Here is a 16,932-nt window from a genome sequence, read left to right as displayed (position 1 = left end):
ATTGACACCCTCCAAACACGTGATTAATGGATTTTTTTGAGATATTTACGGATGCCGTAGCCGACACCATGTTCATCATTGCTGCGTGTTACCTTATAAGCTAGCTCTTTGATGTCAGGAAAGGCATTGCCCATTACGATTGGATGGCCCACCATCTCAAACATTGGGATATCGTTGTGCCCATCACCAAAGGCAGCGGTCTGGTTCTTATCTAAACCTTCTTTTTTGAGAATATAAGCAATACCTTTTGATTTTTTAGCAGTTTTGCTGGTAATTTCTAGATGATATTGACCAGATCGGAGAATGCTGACCTCGCCCAAGTCTAGGGCTTGCAAGTATTTCTCCAGTGCCAATAAATCGTCATTATCTAAGGTAATCATCATTATCTTGAAGGTATTGTCCTTGGCAGCTAGAAAATTAGCCTCGTTTGTAAGCGTTGGTGCCTGGCGCGTGATGTTGAACTCTAGACGAATCCCTTCATCTATTCTATCACAATACCAGTTCGTCATATCATAATAGCTGACGCTAATTTGTGGAAAATGCTGGCGCACTGCCTGTAAGATAGTTTGTGCTGTCTTTCTAGGGAGAATATCTATATGAAGGGGCTTGACCTTTCCATCCACAATCTGATAAATCAAACCACCGTTAAAACCTACTTGAGGGCCAGTCAGCTGAAGTGCTTCGATAGCCTCTCTCATTTCCATTGGAGCTCGAGCAGAAACCAGAGTCAGCGGAATCTGAGCATCGCGGATAGCCTTGCTATTCTCGCTAGAAACGCGGCCCTCAGAATTGAGAAGGGTGCCGTCCATATCCGAAAAAATACGTTTGATGGTCATAATGTTGTCCTCTTTTCTTCTTTGTCCGCTAGCGTGTGATAGGTCGGTTTAAATGCGCATTCCCAACCTTTGATACCATTGTACATTCTGGAACGCGTTCCATGTCAAGAGAAAAATAAAAAAATTTTTAAATTATTTTCGAACATAGACAGAGTTGATGTGGGTTTGCTTGATAACGGCATCTCCTTGGCTTAATTGAAAGATTTTATCAAACAAGTTTCTCATTTCTTGAAAAGCTGACTGTCCCTTGGTAAATAGGTGTTAAACAGAAAGATAGGCTTGTCTTCCAGATAATACAACGGGTGGTAAATAGTAAGAAATAGACAAAAACAGAGTTAAGAGAGAACAATAAAAAGAGGTCACCCCTCTTTCTATGATTTTTTCCAAAATGTAGATTTGGTTAGCCAGATAAAGACTAAAAGTTCTACGAGAAGAATAAACTCAACTAGAAGCGGATTTGCAATCCATCCCACTTGAGATAAGGCTGGAGCCAAGTCAAACAAGGCATGCAAACAATAAGCAGCAACTAGGTAGATCCATTTCTTTTGGCTAACACTTTGGTAAACCCAGATGGAAAGACCGATTTGGAGAACTAGGGCAAGCACACGCTCAACTCCTAATAAATAAACCTGCCATATCGATAGAGACTGAACCGTTTCGAGGGTAGCCTTTGGAAGGAGATTGGCTACATCAGTGTTTGAAGACTGGATGAGTGAAAAGAGGATCAACAAACTGATTAAGCTTCCCATCCCGAGATAGAGCAACTCCAAACCTCCATGTCCCAAGCCGTAAGCCAAAGCGTCTTTCTCTTCTAGACTTCTCTTTTTCTCCAACCATTTAAAAAAGACGAGGCGGGCAGTTTCCTCAAAGAGGGCAGCCATGGCAATCGCATAAAGAACATATAGGAAAGGTTGCTCATTCATGAGCGGAATGGTTCCGTCTTTTTGCGGATGGAGTATCAGAAGGTGAACAATCTTCTCTAACACTTGAGAAGAAACAAAAAATGCGATTGCTCCCAAGCCCATCACTGCAAGAGAGATTTTAAACTGTTTTTTGGCGTACCAAGTCCCACCTACTAGAATGAGAAGCAAAGCAATCATAGTAAGGATAATATGTACTGTCATCTTTTTCTCCTATTCTGACTTATCAATATCTTTCTTCATCTCGTCAACGTTAAATTTGGCAAATAAATACTGGCGATCTTGGACTGGAAAACGTTGGTCCAACTGGTCGACTGCCCCAACCTCGATCATTCCTTCTTTGATAACAAAGTTCATCACATGCCCACCAAAGGTCAAGTCATCTGAGATAAAATGCAAATGATAGCCTGCAACACTCACCCCATGGAAAATCTCAGGTGTCCAAAATCCAACAATGGTTCCCGATACATTTTCACGGCTATATTCAGGTTGGTGAGTCGCTACATCAGCAAATTTGGTATCAGGTGTGGATTTGGGAATCATCCGCACATGCATGTGGGCGAATTCCCCATGAATCTTGATGGAACGAAAAAGATTTTCCCCATCATAGTAGGACTCAATTCGCTTTTCTAATTCCTTGTCCGTCATCTCAAAGCGCTGACGGAAAATCACTTCTGCCTGATGGGGGACCACTGCTGCATATGGGATAAGGGCATCAGGTGCGACTTCTACAATTTCAGGTTGCTCCCCTGAACCTTTGGCTTGATAAGCCTTACCATCAAGGACAATCAACTCCCCATCAATCGAATCCAAGGTTCCCAATCCAAGGTCGCCATGCTCCAGCAATTCTCCTACTGTCATGGTTCCACCATAGAGACCTGCCATTAGGGCACCTAGAGTATTGTATTGAAATAATTTTACCGGTTCCTGCACTTTTCTATCCATTCTCTTTCTTATCTTCTTTTCAATGAATCATCATACTTTCTAAGTATACCACATTTGCTCCTAGATGTGAAAGGGGGAATGCTTTTCCCATTGCAAAGGCGGCAAAAAAAAGGTACAATGTAACAAAATCAAAGGAGGTCTAGGATGACGAAGCAAAGCAAGTACCAAGCAGTCGTTTCCTTTCTCAAAAAAGATATCGAATCAGGAAAATTCCCAACTGGTAGCAGACTTCCCTCTATCCGTCAATTGAGCCAAGACTTCCACTGTAGCAAGGACACTATCCAACGAGCCCTGCTGGAATTACGCCATGAACAATACCTCTATGCCAAACCCCAAAGTGGCTACTATGTTCTAGAACAAGGACAGCATCAGGACTTGGAAATCGAAGTCACTGACGAACATGCCAGTGCTTATGACGACTTCAGACTCTGCGTCAATGAAACCCTGATAGGTCGAGAAAACTATCTCTTCAACTACTATGATAACCAAGAAGGCCTTGAGGAACTGAGACAATCTGTCCATCAACTCCTCTTTGACCAAGCCCTCTACTGCAAACCCGACCAACTGGTTCTAACATCTGGCACCCAGCAAGCTCTCTTTATCCTTTCTCAGATTAACTTTCCGAGCGAGGGAGCTGAGATTTTGGTCGAACAACCGACCTATCACCGGATGAATCGCCTCTTGGTCGCTCAAGGATTAGCCTACCAGACCATTGAACGCCGTATTGATGGCATTGACCTTGAAGAACTGGAAAAACAATTCAAATCTGGGAAAATCAAGTTTTTCTATACCATTCCTCGCTTCCACTATCCTCTTGGCCATTCCTATTCTGATCAGGAAAAAAGGGCTATTCTGGATCTAGCAAACCAGTATGGTGTTTACATCGTAGAGGATGACTATTTAGGGGACCTAGATCCTAGAAAGGGCCAAACCTTCCACTATCTGGATACTGAGGATCGGGTCATTTATATCAAATCCTTCTCAACCAGTCTCTTTCCAGCCCTTCGTATTACCGCTCTCATTCTCCCAAATGCCCTAAAAAAGGCCTTTGTTTCCTACAAAAATATCCTGGACTATGACAGCAATCTCATCATGCAAAAGGCTCTTTCTCTTTACATCGATAGCCAGTTATTTGAAAAAAATCGATTGGCCAGATTGACCCTTCAAGAGAATTATCAGGCTCGGATAAAGAAAGTGCTTGAAGAAAACACCTGTCCCTTGCCCCACTATCCTCTACACGATGGCCTTCTGCTTGATTTGAGAAACTATCCTAAAATTGCCAGTTTGAAACACAGCTCACTCAAACTAGACTTTTTTGAGAAGGCTTATTTGGATGCCTGCCCTTATCAGTTCGCCAAAGTCACTCTTGAAAATCTAGAAGAGCTATTAGAATACATAAAAACAGAATTGGATTAAAGTCCAACTCTGTTTTTTCTTATTGTTCAACTTCTGTTAGTTTCGCTGCTTTTTCTAGATAGTTTTGATAGGTTCCGTCATCTTTCAGTTTTTGGATAACCTTATCGACTACTGCTTTCAAGTCTGATTGATCCTTCTTGATAGCAACGGCATTGGCTTCGCCATCTTTCATTGTCAAGTTAGCAGATGCAACGACAAGGTCTGAGTTTTTACCTGCGTAGCTAAGAGCAACTGGTTCATCCATATGAACAGCATCCACTTTTCCAGCCTGCAGCTCATTGACTGCTTCCCCCATATTGGTCAAAGATGTCAACTGGGCATTTGGCAATTGTTCCTTGACCATGGTTTCTGGTACAGTTCCCTTTTGAGCTGCGATATTGGCACTTGCGAGGCTTGTAAGATCCTTGTATTTGTCTAAATCGGCTTTTCTAACCAAGAAGCTCATTTTGTTTTCATAGTAAGGGATTGAAAAGTCAAAGACTTCCTTTCTCTCATCTGTAGCACTAATACCAGCAATAGCTAAGTCAGCCTTTCCAGTTTGAAGACTGGTCAAGACATTGTCAAAACTCATGCTAGAGATTTCAAGTTTAACTCCAAGTTCATCCGCAATTGCTTGAGCCATATCAATATCCGCACCAACCACTTGGTTTTTACCATCTACCAAGGATTGGAATTCAAATGGTGCATAGTCTGGGCTGGTCGCAACGACTAGCTTGCCTTTTTGTTTGATAGCCTCCACAGCAGACTGAGAACTATCCGTACTTGATTGGCAAGCTACCAAAACCATGCTGGCAAGCATACTACACACAACTAACATCCATTTTTTAAATTTCATAAATAAACGACCTTTCTGTTATTTCTGAATAATTATAACCTATTTGAAAATACTTGTCAACATTTTCAGAATTTTCATTTCAAAAAATTCCTTTTTATTCAAAAATAAAGACTAATCTGAGTTGATTAGCCTTTTTAGTGCATATTTAATCCATTTCTTAGAGTTCGACAATCTTCCCTGTTTCAAAGTAAACAACCCATTCACAGATATTTTTAGCGTAGTCTCCGATACGTTCCAAGAAAGAAATGACTTGGAAGTAATCACGACCTGTAACGATGGCGTCAGGATTTTTCCTAATTTCTTCTGTAGCCAAATCACGGATGCTATCAAAGTAATGGTTGATTTTTTCATCCATAGCCGCTACTTCGTAGGCTTGATCCACAGAACCGTTGAGATAGAGATCTAGGGCTGCTTCAACGAAGTTTTTCACGTCGCGTCCCATCTTTTTGATTTCTTCTTCAACAGAAGGGATACGTTGCTCCCCTTTCATACGAATGGTCGCCTCAGCGATAGACACTGCATGATCTCCCATGCGTTCCACGTCTGATACCGCCTTTAGAACGGTCAAAACAGTACGAAGGTCTTGCGAAACAGGTTGCTGGAGGGCGATCATTTCAAATGATTTCTTTTCCAACTTCACTTCGTATTCATTTATCTCTGCATCTTCCTCGATAACTTCTTTTGCCAAATCACGGTCATGCGTGACAAAGGCACGCACTGTACGATTGATTTGTGAGAGCACTTCTTGTCCCATGGCGTAGAACTGGTTGTGCAATTTCTCCAAATCTTCTTCAAATTGTGATCGTAACATCATTCAACTCCTTATCCAAATTTTCCTGTAATATAATCTTCTGTTTCCTTGTTTTGTGGGTCTAGGAACATCTTCTTCGTATCGTTAAACTCGATCAAATCCCCATCTAGGAAAAATCCTGTTTTATCAGAGATACGAGAGGCTTGTTGCATGGAACGCGTTACCAAGAGCATGGTGTATTTATCTTTCAGACCATACAAGGTTTCCTCAATCTTACCAGCCGAGATAGGATCCAAAGCTGAAGTCGGTTCATCCAAGAGAATAATCTTGGGACTGGTTGCTAAGACACGGGCAACACAAACACGTTGCTGTTGGCCACCTGAGAGACCAATGGCTGAATCATGCAAGCGATCCTTGACCTCATCCCAGATAGAAGCGCGTTGCAAGGCTTTTTCCACTGCTTCGTCCAAAACATGTTTATCCTTGACTCCATTGATACGTAGGCCGTAGACAACATTTTCGTAAATAGACATAGGGAAGGGATTGGGCTGTTGAAAGACCATACCGATTTCCTTACGCAATTCAACCGTATCGGTACGCGGACTGTAGATATTGTGACCATTATAAATCACTGTTCCAGTTGTTGTCACCTCAGGATTTAGATCGCCCATGCGGTTGATAGCCTTGAGCAGAGTGGACTTTCCTGATCCAGAAGGACCAATCAAGGCGGTTATTTCCTTAGGTTGGAAAGAAAGGGAAACACTATTCAAGGCCTTCTTTTTATTGTAATAAACGGACAGGTCTTTAACCTGCAAAATCGGTTCTGTCATACTGCTTCCTTTCTAACCAAAGTGTCCCGTTACATAGTCATTGGTAGACTGTAGCTTGGCATTTTGGAAAATATTGGATGTCTTATCATACTCAATCAAATCGCCCAAGTAGAAAAATCCTGTGTAGTCACTTGCACGCGCTGCCTGCTGCATACTGTGGGTAACGATGATGATGGTAAAGTCTTTCTTCAATTCCAACATAGTTTCTTCCAGTTGGGCTGTCGCAATCGGATCCAAGGCTGACGCCGGTTCATCCATCAAGAGGATATCTGGCTTGACAGAGATGGCGCGAGCGATACAGAGACGTTGTTGCTGTCCACCAGAGAGCATCAAGGCTGATTTGTGGAGGTCATCTTTGACCTGATCCCAAAGGGCAGCCTGTCGGAGAGAGGTTTCGACAATTTCATCCAAGACTTTCTTATTCTTGACTCCTGCACGTTCATGAGCAAAAGTGATGTTGCGGTAAATAGACTTAGCAAATGGATTTGGACGTTGAAAGACCATTCCGATATGCTTGCGCATCTCATAGACATTGATTTCTGGACGGTTAACGTCAATCCCTCGGTAGAGGATTTGACCTGTGACCTTGGCAATATCAATGGTATCATTCATCCGATTGAGACTGCGAAGGTAGGTAGATTTCCCTGATCCAGATGGACCAATCAAGGCCGTAATTTTATTTTTTTCAAATTGCATATCGATGCCCTTGATGGATTCATTTTTACCATAGTAAACATGTAAATCCTTGGTAGAGAGGGCCACTTTTTCTTCAGGGAAGGTGATGATATGCTTTTCATCCCAGTTATATTTTGACATGGCTTCTCCTTTAGGCAGCGGTTAATTTCTTGTGTAAATAGCTTCCGAGTTTGCGAGCTCCAAAGTTAAAAATCAAGATAAAGATGAGGAGCACGGCGGCAGAACCAGCTGATACGATGGTAGCATCTGGAATGGTTCCTTCACTGTTGACCTTCCAGATGTGGACAGCCAAGGTTTCTGCTTGACGGAAGATTGAGATAGGGCTGGTAACACTAAGGATATTCCAGTTAGACCAGTCAAGGGCTGGTGCAGACTGTCCTGCCGTATAGATAAGAGCGGCGGCCTCACCAAAGATACGGCCAGATGCCAAGACAACACCAGTCACAATTCCTGGAAGAGCTTCAGGAATGACGACATGGACCACAGTCTCCCAACGAGAGATACCAAGGGCCAGACCAGCCTCACGTTGCGTATGGTGAACGTGTTTTAAACTGTCCTCAACATTTCGAGTCATCTGAGGAAGGTTAAAGACCGTCAAGGCCAAGGCACCTGAAATGATTGAAAATCCATACTCAAACTGGACGACAAAGATCAAGTAACCAAAGAGCCCCACAACGACTGATGGAAGAGAAGACAAAATCTCAATACAAGTACGAATAAAATTGGTCACAGGTCCTTTTTTGGCATACTCAGCAAGGAAAACACCAGCTCCCATAGACAGGGGAACAGAAATGATCAAGGTAATGACCAAAAGGAAGAAGGAATTATAGAGCTGAATCCCGATACCCCCACCTGCTTGATAAGAGGAAGATTTCCCAGTCAAGAAAGACCAAGAGATGTGCGGTAACCCTCTCACCAAGATATAGAGAATCAAAGATGCCAAAATGGCCACGATGATACCCGCGATGGTATAGAGGACAGCTGTTGCAAGTTTATCTAATTTCTTAGCGTGCATAGTTTTTCTTTCCTCTTTCTTTCGTAATCAATTTAATCACACTGTTAAAGGCCAAACTCATCAAGAGCAATACCAAGGCCAGTGACCAGAGTACGTTATTATCAACCGTTCCCATGACGGTATTCCCAATTCCCATAGTCAAAACAGAAGTCAAAGTCGCAGCTGGTGTTGTTAGCGAGGTTGGGATAACTGCTGAGTTTCCGACAACCATCTGAATAGCAAGGGCTTCACCGAAGGCACGCGCCATCCCAAAGACCACTGCAGTGAAAATACCTGAACGTGCTGCTTTCAAGGTCACACGCCAGATGGTTTGCCAACGAGTGGCTCCCATAGCTAAACTAGCTTCACGGTAATGACGAGGAACAGCACGCAAGCTGTCTGTTGTCATGAAGGTTACAGTTGGTAGGATCATGACAAAGAGAACGAAAATACCTGACAAAATCCCAAAACCAGTTCCACCAAAGACGCTACGGACAAAAGGCACCACAACTTGCAAACCGATAAATCCATAGACGACTGAAGGAATACCGACGAGGAGTTCAATGGCTGGTTGCAAGATTTTTGCACCCTTTGGTGATACTTCTGTCATAAAGACCGCAGCACCAATAGCAAAGGGAGTTGCGATAAGAGCTGATAAAATCGTCACAATAAAGGAACCCAAAATCATCGGAAGAGCACCAAATTGTTTCCCTGAAGGATTCCAAGTTTGTCCAAAGAGGAAATCAAAGATATTCACTCCATTGACAAAGAAGGTCGATAAGCCTTTCTGAGCTACAAAAATCAAAATCATCGCCACAATGATGACAATCAAAGAAAGGCAAGTGAAGGTCAAACCTTTACCAAACTTCTCAAGGCGAGAGTTCTTTGAAGGAGAGAGTAATTTTTTAGATAATTCTTCTTGATTCATTATTGACCTCCTTCTACTGCTGTAACGGTACCTGAAGCATCCTTTTGAACTTTCATTTCATTGATAGAGATATAGCCCATCCCCTTAACAATTCCAGTTTGGGCTTCGTCTGAGAGGATGAATTTTAAAAATTCAGTCGCCAACTCATTCGGCTGACCTAGGGTATACATGTGCTCATAAGACCACAAAGGCCAGTTGTTGGTCGTTACATTTTCAGTTGTCGGCTCATACCCATTGAGCTTCATGGTCTTGACTGAGTCATCCACATAAGCAAAGGCAAGATAAGAAATGGCTCCTGGAGTTTGCGAAACAATTGACTTGACCATTCCATTGGAATCCTGCTCTTGGCTCTGCATTGCCGCTTGGCCATTCATTATGACATTGTCAAAGGTTGCTCGTGAACCAGAACTTGCTGCTCGGTTGATGATTGAAATTGCCAGGTCTTTGCCCCCAACCTCTTTCCAGTTGGTCACTTCACCAGTAAAGATTTTGCGAAGTTGCTCGGTTGTGAGATTTTCAACAGCCACTTCTTTGTTCACAATCACTGCCAGACCAGCCACTGCAACCTTGTGGTCTACTAGAGCTGAAGCGTCAATTCCATCTTTTTCCTCAGCAAAAACGTCAGAGTTGCCAATATCTACAGCTCCAGACTGCACCTGAGAAAGTCCTGTTCCCGAACCTCCACCTTGAACGTTGACTGTTTTTCCGATATTTTTTGAACCAAATTCGTCTGCTGCGGCTTCAACCAAAGGCTGAAGAGCAGTTGAACCGACGGCTGTCATGGTTTCTCCACGATCAATCCAGCTTGCACATCCTGCTAGAGAACCTGCCAGCAAAAGAGTCGCAAGAGATAGGACGAGCTTTTTTCTTTTTTTCACTATTTTTCTCCTTGAACATAATGATGAATGCTCTGATTTCTTTCTGTTCCTATCATATCAATTAGTGATGATAAGATTTGGTTTACGATTTATAGACTGGAAGCCCCATTGAGGACCAGTCGGTCCATCACATAATATAAGTAAAAATGAAAGACTATCAGAAAAAACTCATACTTCCAATATAACATAGAATAGATTCTTTGACTAGCTTTTTCACTTGAATCTGAGGCCTTTTGGATAATAATTTTTCAAAACATTTCCAGTAACTTTTGCAAAGCCCAGACCGTTTCCATGAACCACAACTTGATACCAGCCATTTGATAGACTTTCAGCTAGCTGAACTGTTTCCCCAGCCACATATTTTACAAAATTCTCATCCTTAATTTCGACCCTTTGTTTCACCTGACTTGGTTTCAAGGCTAAACCGAGAGCAAAGCTTGGTTCAAATCGTTTCTTCTTAAAAGTACCCAGATGAAGTCCATTTCGGGCGATTTTAAGTTTCCCTAGATCAGGTAGCATCTCTGGCAAGAGATAGAGTTGGTCTCCAAAAGTTTGTAGAAGGCCAGTTAGTGATATTTTGAGATGTTTTTGGGAAAATTCTTGCCACAAATTCTGCTGTTCGCGACTGAGATTGGTCTTGCTAGCTTTGAATTTGGGTGCTGGATTTTGTCCCTTGAACTGCAAATGAGCAACAAACTGGCCTTCTCCCTTGAAATGATGAGGGTACATTCGAGCCGTTTCAGGAAGATCAATTCCTGCTACCATACCGTTCACATGCTCGACTGGAAGCAATTCAAAATCATAAGTATCAAGCAACCAGTGGACGATTTCTTCATTTTCCTCAGGTGACCAAGTACAGGTCGAATAGACCAAACGACCACCTTCAGCAAGCATGGTGACTGCATCTTCTAGAATCTCTCTTTGGAGACTGGCACATTGGTTAGGATAATCGGTACTCCAATAATCCATGGCATCTGGCTGCTTACGGAACATCCCTTCCCCCGAGCAAGGGGCATCAAGGACAATCACATCAAAGTATCCTTTAAAGACTTTGGCCAAACGGTCCGCAGATTCATTGGTCACAACTACGTTTGTAGCACCAAACCGTTCCATATTTTCCACTAAAATCTTAGCACGTTTACTTGAAATTTCGTTGGAAACAAGGACTCCCTGATTAGCTAGATAGGCTGCTAGTTGAGTGGATTTTCCACCCGGTGCTGCCGCCAAGTCCAAGACCTTCATACCAGAGCTTGGTTGAGCTACCTGGGCCACCATTTGGGCTGCAGGCTCTTGTGAATAAACGAAACCGGTCACGTGCTCTGGAGATTTCCCAGAAACTTTACCATAATACCCCCAAGGTGTATGGGGAATGGCATCAGCAAACGATAGCTGACTTTCTTTTAAGGGATTGACCCGAAAAGCTGATACCGCTTCCTGTTTAAAAGAGGCAAGAAAATCTCTTGCCTCATCTTCTAGTATCGCTTCATATTTTTCAACAAATCCTTCTGGAAATTGCATTTAATTTTCTTTCCTTTCGTAGATATAAGACTGAATCTCTTCTTGCATCTCGATTGGCACCATCATGACAGGCTGACGCGTTTGAAAATCAACAGGCTCACCTGATACCGTAAGAAGGCGATAACCCAGACTTTCTCCTAAAATACTGGCCGCAGCGTAATCCCATGGCTGCAAGTAGGTAATATAAGTCAGAAGACGACCCGATAAAACCTTGGCAAAACTAATGGCCGCACTACCATAGACACGGACTCCCAACGCTGCTCGGCCCAAATCTGCCAAGCCCCACTCATTGGTTTCAAACATAGCTGAGTTACCGGCAACTAAAAATTCTTGAAGAGGTTTCTTTTTAAATGTTGGTAAGGGCTCATTATTGCGACAAGCAGGAAAGGCACTACCACCATGGTAACAATCACCTTTCATGACATCATAGATGATGCCAAATTTGCCCACACCATCCTCAAAATAAGCCAACATCACGGCAAAATCTTCCTGCTGGGCAACAAAATTATTGGTACCGTCAATGGGATCAATCACCCAAACGGAACCTTGACCGACCGCAGCACGTAAACAGCCCTCTTCCGCGCAAATCAAGTCTTCTGGATAAGATGCCAAAATTCTCTGAACTAAGAGATCCTGAACCTCCTTATCCAAACGCGTCACCAAGTCAGTAGGCGAAGACTTGCGCTCAACCTGCAAATCTTCTTGCATGTGAGCCAAAATATAGGCAGCAGCTTCCTGCACAATCTGCTTGGCAAATTCAAATTTAGTTTCCAAGAGAAATCTTCCCTTCTCTTTTTTCTTTTGCTAATTGAACTGCACGATAGAAGGAATAACCGCTAGCCGTCTCAAATTCGCGACCTAAGCGTTTTTCTTCGCTTTTGCTTGGAACCACAGACTTAAATTTCTTGTAAGATTCTAGCAGTTTCTTAGCCTCTACCTTGTCTTCATAGGCAGCTTCAACATCATTAAAAAAAGAAAGCACTGAAGCAAGTTCTTCAGTGCTCCACGACAAATCTAGTGGGTAACTATACTGTTTGTTCATCTATCCAATACCAGCTCTCAATGTTGCTTCTTTTAGTTCTTGTTTACGGTAACTACGAGGGAGAAAAGCACGAATCTCATCTTCATTAAAACCGATCTGCATGCGTTTGGTATCTATAATAATTGGGCGACGCAAAAGACTAGGATATTGCTCAATCAACTGAAGCAACTCCGATACCGAAATACTCTCTACATCAATATCCAATTTTTGAAAAATTTTTGAACGAGTTGAAATGATGTCATCAGTACCATTTTCGGTCAAGGAAAGAATGTGTTGTAATTCTTTTCTTGTTAAAGGACTGGTCATAATATTGTGCTCCTCAAAAGGAACTTTATGCGTCTCTAACCAGGCCTTTGCCTTACGACATGATGTACAGCTCGGTGATAAAAATAGTGTAATCATGCTTTTCTCTTCTTTATCTATACTTTACTATTCTTATTATACAAAAAAATAAAGCGCTTGACTAGCAATTTCTAGAAAAAAGCCTATTTTTTTCTAGAAAAATAGACTGTATGCGAACGAATACCTCAATTCCAATGAAGTTAATTCACTCCTCGTAAGAATTTTTAACTTCATCTCTGTTTTATCAATGCAACACATTAAAGTATTCTACGACTTTTCAAATAAAGAAAGCCAAAGAAACTTTCATAGAGTCCAAAGAAGAGAAGGAAAGCATGGAGGAAGAAGGTCTCTGGTAAAATCAAAATAACGGGATCCTTTGCGGGATCAAATAGCCAGGTATCATCTCCCACAAAGAGAATTTGATGGAAAAGAGTAAAAAATTGCTCAAAACCAATCAAAATACCTACGAACCCGATGACCAGAGGTAAAACTAATAAAGTCAGGATACTTTTACGATAGAGTGCTAGGAAGCCTTTTTTTACAATATTTTTAACAAAGAAATAAAAATATGGTAGTGTCACCAAAGTGACTAGCTGAACCAAGTGGAAAAGATTCTTCACCACCGCAAAGTGGTGCAGACCTGCTGCTGACGAACGAAAATCCGGCATCTCTAAGATCTGACTAAAGGGATTGGTCAGGTAATTCATCAAGATATGAAAGTTGTACTGAATGGTTTCTGGCCTTAGATAGACTCGATTAGCTAAGCCTAACCACTGAATTTCCAAAGGATAGAAAATCCATGCCAGATAAATAGTCAGTAGGATAGAAAGGGAGAGGAGAAAGAGCATACTTCCCCAAAAGGTCAATTTAGTTTTCATCAAAATTCCACTCCGCAAGGCTAGAAACTACATGAGTCGGTGCGATTGGCAGGTCTGCTACTTCTTCTGCCTTGGTAAAACCTGTCGTCACCAAGAGCGTTGGAATGCCATTGTCAATCCCTGCTCGAATATCAGTCAGGTAATTGTCCCCGACCATAATCAACTCTTCACGTTCCAACCCTAAGTGCTCAACCGCCTTGTCCATAATGATGGCATTTGGTTTTCCAATATAAACAGGCTTCACTCGTGTTGCTACTTCAAGTAGCGTAATCAGTGAACCAGCGCCTGGCAAAAGACCACGCTCTGTCGGGATGTTGAGGTCAGGATTGGTTCCGATAAAATGAGCACCCTTTTGAATGGCTAGAGTTGCTGTCGCAAATTTTTCATAATCGACTTGCCAGTCCAGTCCAACTACCACATAGGCTGGATTTTCCTTGTCTTCCACATAACCAGCCGCCTGAATGGCATCCTTGAGTCCAGCTTCTCCGATGACATAGACTGTCTTTTCCAGTCCCAAGTCATTCATATAGTCGATGGTTGCCAGAGTTGCTGTGTATACAGTCGATAGAGGCGTATTAATATTAAAATTCTGAGCCAACATCTCTTGAACACTCTCAGGAGTTCGAGTTGTATTATTAGTCACAAAGAGATAGGGAATTTCTCGCTTTTGCAGTTCATGCACAAAAGCCTCACCTGCCGGAATTCTGTCTTTCCCCTTGTAAATAGTCCCGTCTAAATCAATTAAATAACCTTTATAAGCCATATAGTCCTTTCTAATTGCTTTCAATTTCTTGCCACGTAATCATAGCTTGGGCATTAATCTCGCCATCACTGATAATCTCATGCTTGCTTTCTAATCCCTTGAGTTCATAAGATGAAGCAATCATACCACCTGGTCGCACTTCTTTGACATATTTGAGATTGATCTTCTTTGGAATATACTTAGTTAGAAAATCGGCTCCCATGATCTCAAAAATCCAATCTAGGTATTTACTGTTATTGACATGACCATTCATATCCAAGTCGTAAAAACGAACATGGTAGTCTTTACTGATCGGATCTTCTAGATTTGCATACTTTGGCCCACGGATGAGTTTTTTATCAAACTCAGACAGATAAGGAGCAACAATCTCCGGTTCGACAGCATGAACTTTACGACTGTCTCTGTCCATGAGAACAAAGGTTGCTACCATGCGAATGATTTCCTGACCTGCTTCATCATAGATAGTGAAACGGCGGTAGCAAAAAAGACGATTGTAAGTCAATGCTTCTGTTTCAATCGTAATCTCCTCAGCAAAGCGAGGCAAGCGAACCACGTCAATCGCATAGTCTGTAATAATCCAGACTAGATTGTAACGTTCTAGCACATCCTTGTCACTAACTCCCAGTTCAATCGACTGCATACCTGATACTTGCAAGGACAGCAAAATCACATCGGGAAGTTTGATATGACCGTTCATGTCCGCCATATCAAAAGGAATTTTCATTTTCATTTGATAAGTTAAACCCATTGTTCTACTCCAAAATAAATCGTTCTGCTACGGTGTCTCCTAAAAAGAGACCTCTCTTTGTCATTCGGACACGATCACCATCGATCTGCATAAGACCTTGTTGAACCAAGTCTCTGATGATTTCGCCATAAAGTCCATCAAAGGATCGTCCAAATTTTTCCTCAAATCGCACCATGGAAACCCCGGATTTTTTCCGGAGGCCTAGGAACATTTCTTCTTCCATCTGCTCCCTTTGACTCAGGTGTTCTTCTGTTATCCGAGCATTTCCTGCCTCTACAGCATTGAGATAGTGGCGGATAGGACCGTGGTTTTTATAACGAACTCCGTCCACATAACCTGAAGCACCTGCACCGATACCATAATACTCAGCATTGTCCCAGTACATGAGATTGTGGCGACTTTCAAAGCCAGGCTTAGAGAAATTGGAAATCTCATAATGCTCAAAGTCAGCTCGCTCAAGCTCTGCGATGATGTACTCAAACATCTCAGCTTCAAGTTCCTCCTTAGGCAAAGGCAATTTCCCACGTCGCATGCGGTTCATAAAGACCGTATGATTTTCCAAAATCAAGCTATAAAGGCTCATATGAGGAATATCAAGCGAGATAGCCTTAGCTACATTGTCCTTGACCTGATCCATGGTCTGACCTGGAAGAGCATAGATTAGGTCGATGGAGATATTGTCAAAACCAGCGAGTTTGAGGCGGTCGATATTTTCATAAATATCCTTTTCCAAATGACTACGCCCAATCTTTTTCAGCATTTTGTCATCAAAAGTCTGCACACCCAAGGAAACACGATTGACTGGTGACTGTTTCAAAACCGCAATCTTATCTGCGTCCAAGTCTCCTGGGTTTGCTTCAATCGTCAACTCTTCCAAGACAGACAAGTCCAAGTTTTTAGTCAAGCCATCTAAGAGCAGCTCTAATTGCGGAGCGGACAAAGCCGTTGGCGTCCCACCTCCAATGTAGAGAGTTCGCAACTTTTGGATATCATAAGAACGAAACTCTTCTAGCAGATGCTCCAGATAACTATCTACTGGTTGATTCTTGATAAATACTTTTGAAAAGTCACAGTAATAACAAATCTGGGTACAAAAGGGAATGTGCACATAGGCTGACGTTGGTTTTTTCTGCATAGTATTTATTATACCACAAAGACAGGCTGCAGATAAAAATCACCATCTCCAAAAATCAGAGATGGTGATGCATTATACTTCAGTAATATCGATGATGATTTCTTCTTGGTCTTCAGCAACGTCTGGAGTTGCTGACTGTTCTTGCCACTGCTCCTTGAGGTTGTTAAAGGTTTCTTTTGACGCTTCTGTCGCTTGTCGAGCACAGTTTTTAGCTTGGTCAAGGACACTATCAAAAGTGATTTCACCAGATTCTACTTGTTCCTTTGTTTTCAGCACAAAATCCCTTGCCTGTTCCTTCACTTCTGTTAGTTTTTCACAAACCTGCTCTCTAGCATATTCTGGATCTTCTCTCAAATCATCTAGAAAATCCTGAGCTTGACTACAAACTTGCTTGCCCTTGTCACTGGTTAAGAACAAGGCAAGAGCTGCACCTGAAACCGTTCCTAAAAGGATAGAGGATAGTTTTCCCATAAGATT

At 42.2% G+C, this 16,932-nt stretch carries 20 protein-coding genes; 1 reads left to right on the top strand and 19 read right to left on the bottom strand.

The features are described 5' to 3' along the window. Window positions 1–23 precede the first annotated feature (23 nt). The 3 genes from EJF26_RS01200 to budA form a co-directional block, all read right to left on the bottom strand. Window positions 24–836 (bottom strand): Cof-type HAD-IIB family hydrolase, encoded by an 813-nt coding sequence (locus tag EJF26_RS01200; RefSeq protein WP_000153221.1) that lies wholly within the window; start codon window positions 834–836, stop codon window positions 24–26. Between the two features lie 371 nt (window positions 837–1,207). Further along, window positions 1,208–1,960, bottom strand: a complete 753-nt coding sequence (locus EJF26_RS01195) for a YhfC family intramembrane metalloprotease (RefSeq protein ID WP_000215868.1) — start codon at window positions 1,958–1,960, stop codon at window positions 1,208–1,210. Window positions 1,961–1,969: 9 nt separating this feature from the next. Further along, complete coding sequence (gene budA, locus EJF26_RS01190) at window positions 1,970–2,701, bottom strand: acetolactate decarboxylase (RefSeq protein WP_000375400.1); 732 nt, start codon at window positions 2,699–2,701, stop codon at window positions 1,970–1,972. Window positions 2,702–2,845: 144 nt separating this feature from the next. Between budA and EJF26_RS01185 the strand changes: the two genes are divergently transcribed. Further along, window positions 2,846–4,117 carry an aminotransferase-like domain-containing protein gene (locus EJF26_RS01185; protein WP_000166363.1) on the top strand — a complete coding sequence of 424 codons (1,272 nt, stop codon included), beginning with the start codon at window positions 2,846–2,848 and terminating at the stop codon, window positions 4,115–4,117. A 19-nt stretch (window positions 4,118–4,136) separates the two neighbouring features. Here EJF26_RS01185 and EJF26_RS01180 read toward each other — a convergent pair whose 3' ends face one another. The 16 genes from EJF26_RS01180 to EJF26_RS01105 form a co-directional block, all read right to left on the bottom strand. Then, complete coding sequence (locus EJF26_RS01180; RefSeq protein WP_000669526.1) at window positions 4,137–4,952, bottom strand: ABC transporter substrate-binding protein; 816 nt, start codon at window positions 4,950–4,952, stop codon at window positions 4,137–4,139. 157 nt (window positions 4,953–5,109) lie between these two features. Next, on the bottom strand, window positions 5,110–5,763 hold the full coding sequence (phoU, locus tag EJF26_RS01175; protein ID WP_000946474.1) for a phosphate signaling complex protein PhoU: 654 nt from the start codon (window positions 5,761–5,763) through the stop codon (window positions 5,110–5,112). Between the two features lie 11 nt (window positions 5,764–5,774). Then, on the bottom strand, window positions 5,775–6,533 hold the full coding sequence (gene pstB, locus EJF26_RS01170) for a phosphate ABC transporter ATP-binding protein PstB (RefSeq protein ID WP_000138669.1): 759 nt from the start codon (window positions 6,531–6,533) through the stop codon (window positions 5,775–5,777). Between the two features lie 12 nt (window positions 6,534–6,545). Continuing rightward, a complete protein-coding gene (gene pstB, locus EJF26_RS01165; RefSeq protein ID WP_000049853.1) occupies window positions 6,546–7,349 on the bottom strand; it encodes a phosphate ABC transporter ATP-binding protein PstB in 804 nt (267 codons plus the stop codon). Window positions 7,350–7,359: 10 nt separating this feature from the next. Continuing rightward, window positions 7,360–8,244, bottom strand: a complete 885-nt coding sequence (pstA, locus tag EJF26_RS01160) for a phosphate ABC transporter permease PstA (protein ID WP_000543050.1) — start codon at window positions 8,242–8,244, stop codon at window positions 7,360–7,362. Further along, on the bottom strand, window positions 8,234–9,151 hold the full coding sequence (gene pstC, locus EJF26_RS01155) for a phosphate ABC transporter permease subunit PstC (RefSeq protein WP_001070951.1): 918 nt from the start codon (window positions 9,149–9,151) through the stop codon (window positions 8,234–8,236). The genes pstA and pstC overlap by 11 nt, the downstream gene beginning before the upstream one ends. Beyond that, window positions 9,151–10,029, bottom strand: coding sequence for a phosphate ABC transporter substrate-binding protein PstS (locus EJF26_RS01150; RefSeq protein ID WP_000746354.1), 879 nt, complete (start codon window positions 10,027–10,029; stop codon window positions 9,151–9,153). Before EJF26_RS01150 ends, pstC begins: the two co-directional genes overlap by 1 nt. A 213-nt stretch (window positions 10,030–10,242) precedes the next feature. Then, window positions 10,243–11,547: an RsmF rRNA methyltransferase first C-terminal domain-containing protein gene (locus EJF26_RS01145; RefSeq protein WP_001160234.1), complete on the bottom strand. Its 1,305-nt coding sequence runs from the start codon at window positions 11,545–11,547 to the stop codon at window positions 10,243–10,245. Then, on the bottom strand, window positions 11,548–12,321 hold the full coding sequence (locus EJF26_RS01140) for an inositol monophosphatase family protein (RefSeq protein WP_000448238.1): 774 nt from the start codon (window positions 12,319–12,321) through the stop codon (window positions 11,548–11,550). Then, window positions 12,311–12,589 (bottom strand): UPF0223 family protein, encoded by a 279-nt coding sequence (locus tag EJF26_RS01135; protein WP_001041969.1) that lies wholly within the window; start codon window positions 12,587–12,589, stop codon window positions 12,311–12,313. The genes EJF26_RS01140 and EJF26_RS01135 overlap by 11 nt, the downstream gene beginning before the upstream one ends. Beyond that, on the bottom strand, window positions 12,590–12,991 hold the full coding sequence (locus EJF26_RS01130; protein WP_004246303.1) for a Spx/MgsR family RNA polymerase-binding regulatory protein: 402 nt from the start codon (window positions 12,989–12,991) through the stop codon (window positions 12,590–12,592). Between the two features lie 197 nt (window positions 12,992–13,188). Then, window positions 13,189–13,809, bottom strand: a complete 621-nt coding sequence (locus EJF26_RS01125; protein ID WP_000850616.1) for a TIGR01906 family membrane protein — start codon at window positions 13,807–13,809, stop codon at window positions 13,189–13,191. Next, complete coding sequence (locus EJF26_RS01120) at window positions 13,799–14,572, bottom strand: TIGR01457 family HAD-type hydrolase (protein WP_000323535.1); 774 nt, start codon at window positions 14,570–14,572, stop codon at window positions 13,799–13,801. The genes EJF26_RS01125 and EJF26_RS01120 overlap by 11 nt, the downstream gene beginning before the upstream one ends. Before the next feature lie 10 nt (window positions 14,573–14,582). After that, a complete protein-coding gene (locus tag EJF26_RS01115) occupies window positions 14,583–15,320 on the bottom strand; it encodes an acyl-[acyl-carrier-protein] thioesterase (protein ID WP_000524797.1) in 738 nt (245 codons plus the stop codon). Between the two features lie 4 nt (window positions 15,321–15,324). Beyond that, window positions 15,325–16,455 (bottom strand): radical SAM family heme chaperone HemW, encoded by a 1,131-nt coding sequence (gene hemW, locus EJF26_RS01110; protein ID WP_001170081.1) that lies wholly within the window; start codon window positions 16,453–16,455, stop codon window positions 15,325–15,327. Between the two features lie 72 nt (window positions 16,456–16,527). After that, window positions 16,528–16,926, bottom strand: a complete 399-nt coding sequence (locus EJF26_RS01105; protein ID WP_000517387.1) for a YtxH domain-containing protein — start codon at window positions 16,924–16,926, stop codon at window positions 16,528–16,530. Between the last annotated feature and the right edge of the window lie 6 nt (window positions 16,927–16,932).

This window comes from Streptococcus oralis subsp. dentisani (genome assembly GCF_007475365.1).
Taxonomy (GTDB): Bacteria; Bacillota; Bacilli; order Lactobacillales; family Streptococcaceae; genus Streptococcus; species Streptococcus mitis_AX.
The sequence above is the reverse complement of the archived record's forward strand: the minus strand, read 5'-3'. Positions and strand labels throughout refer to the sequence as shown.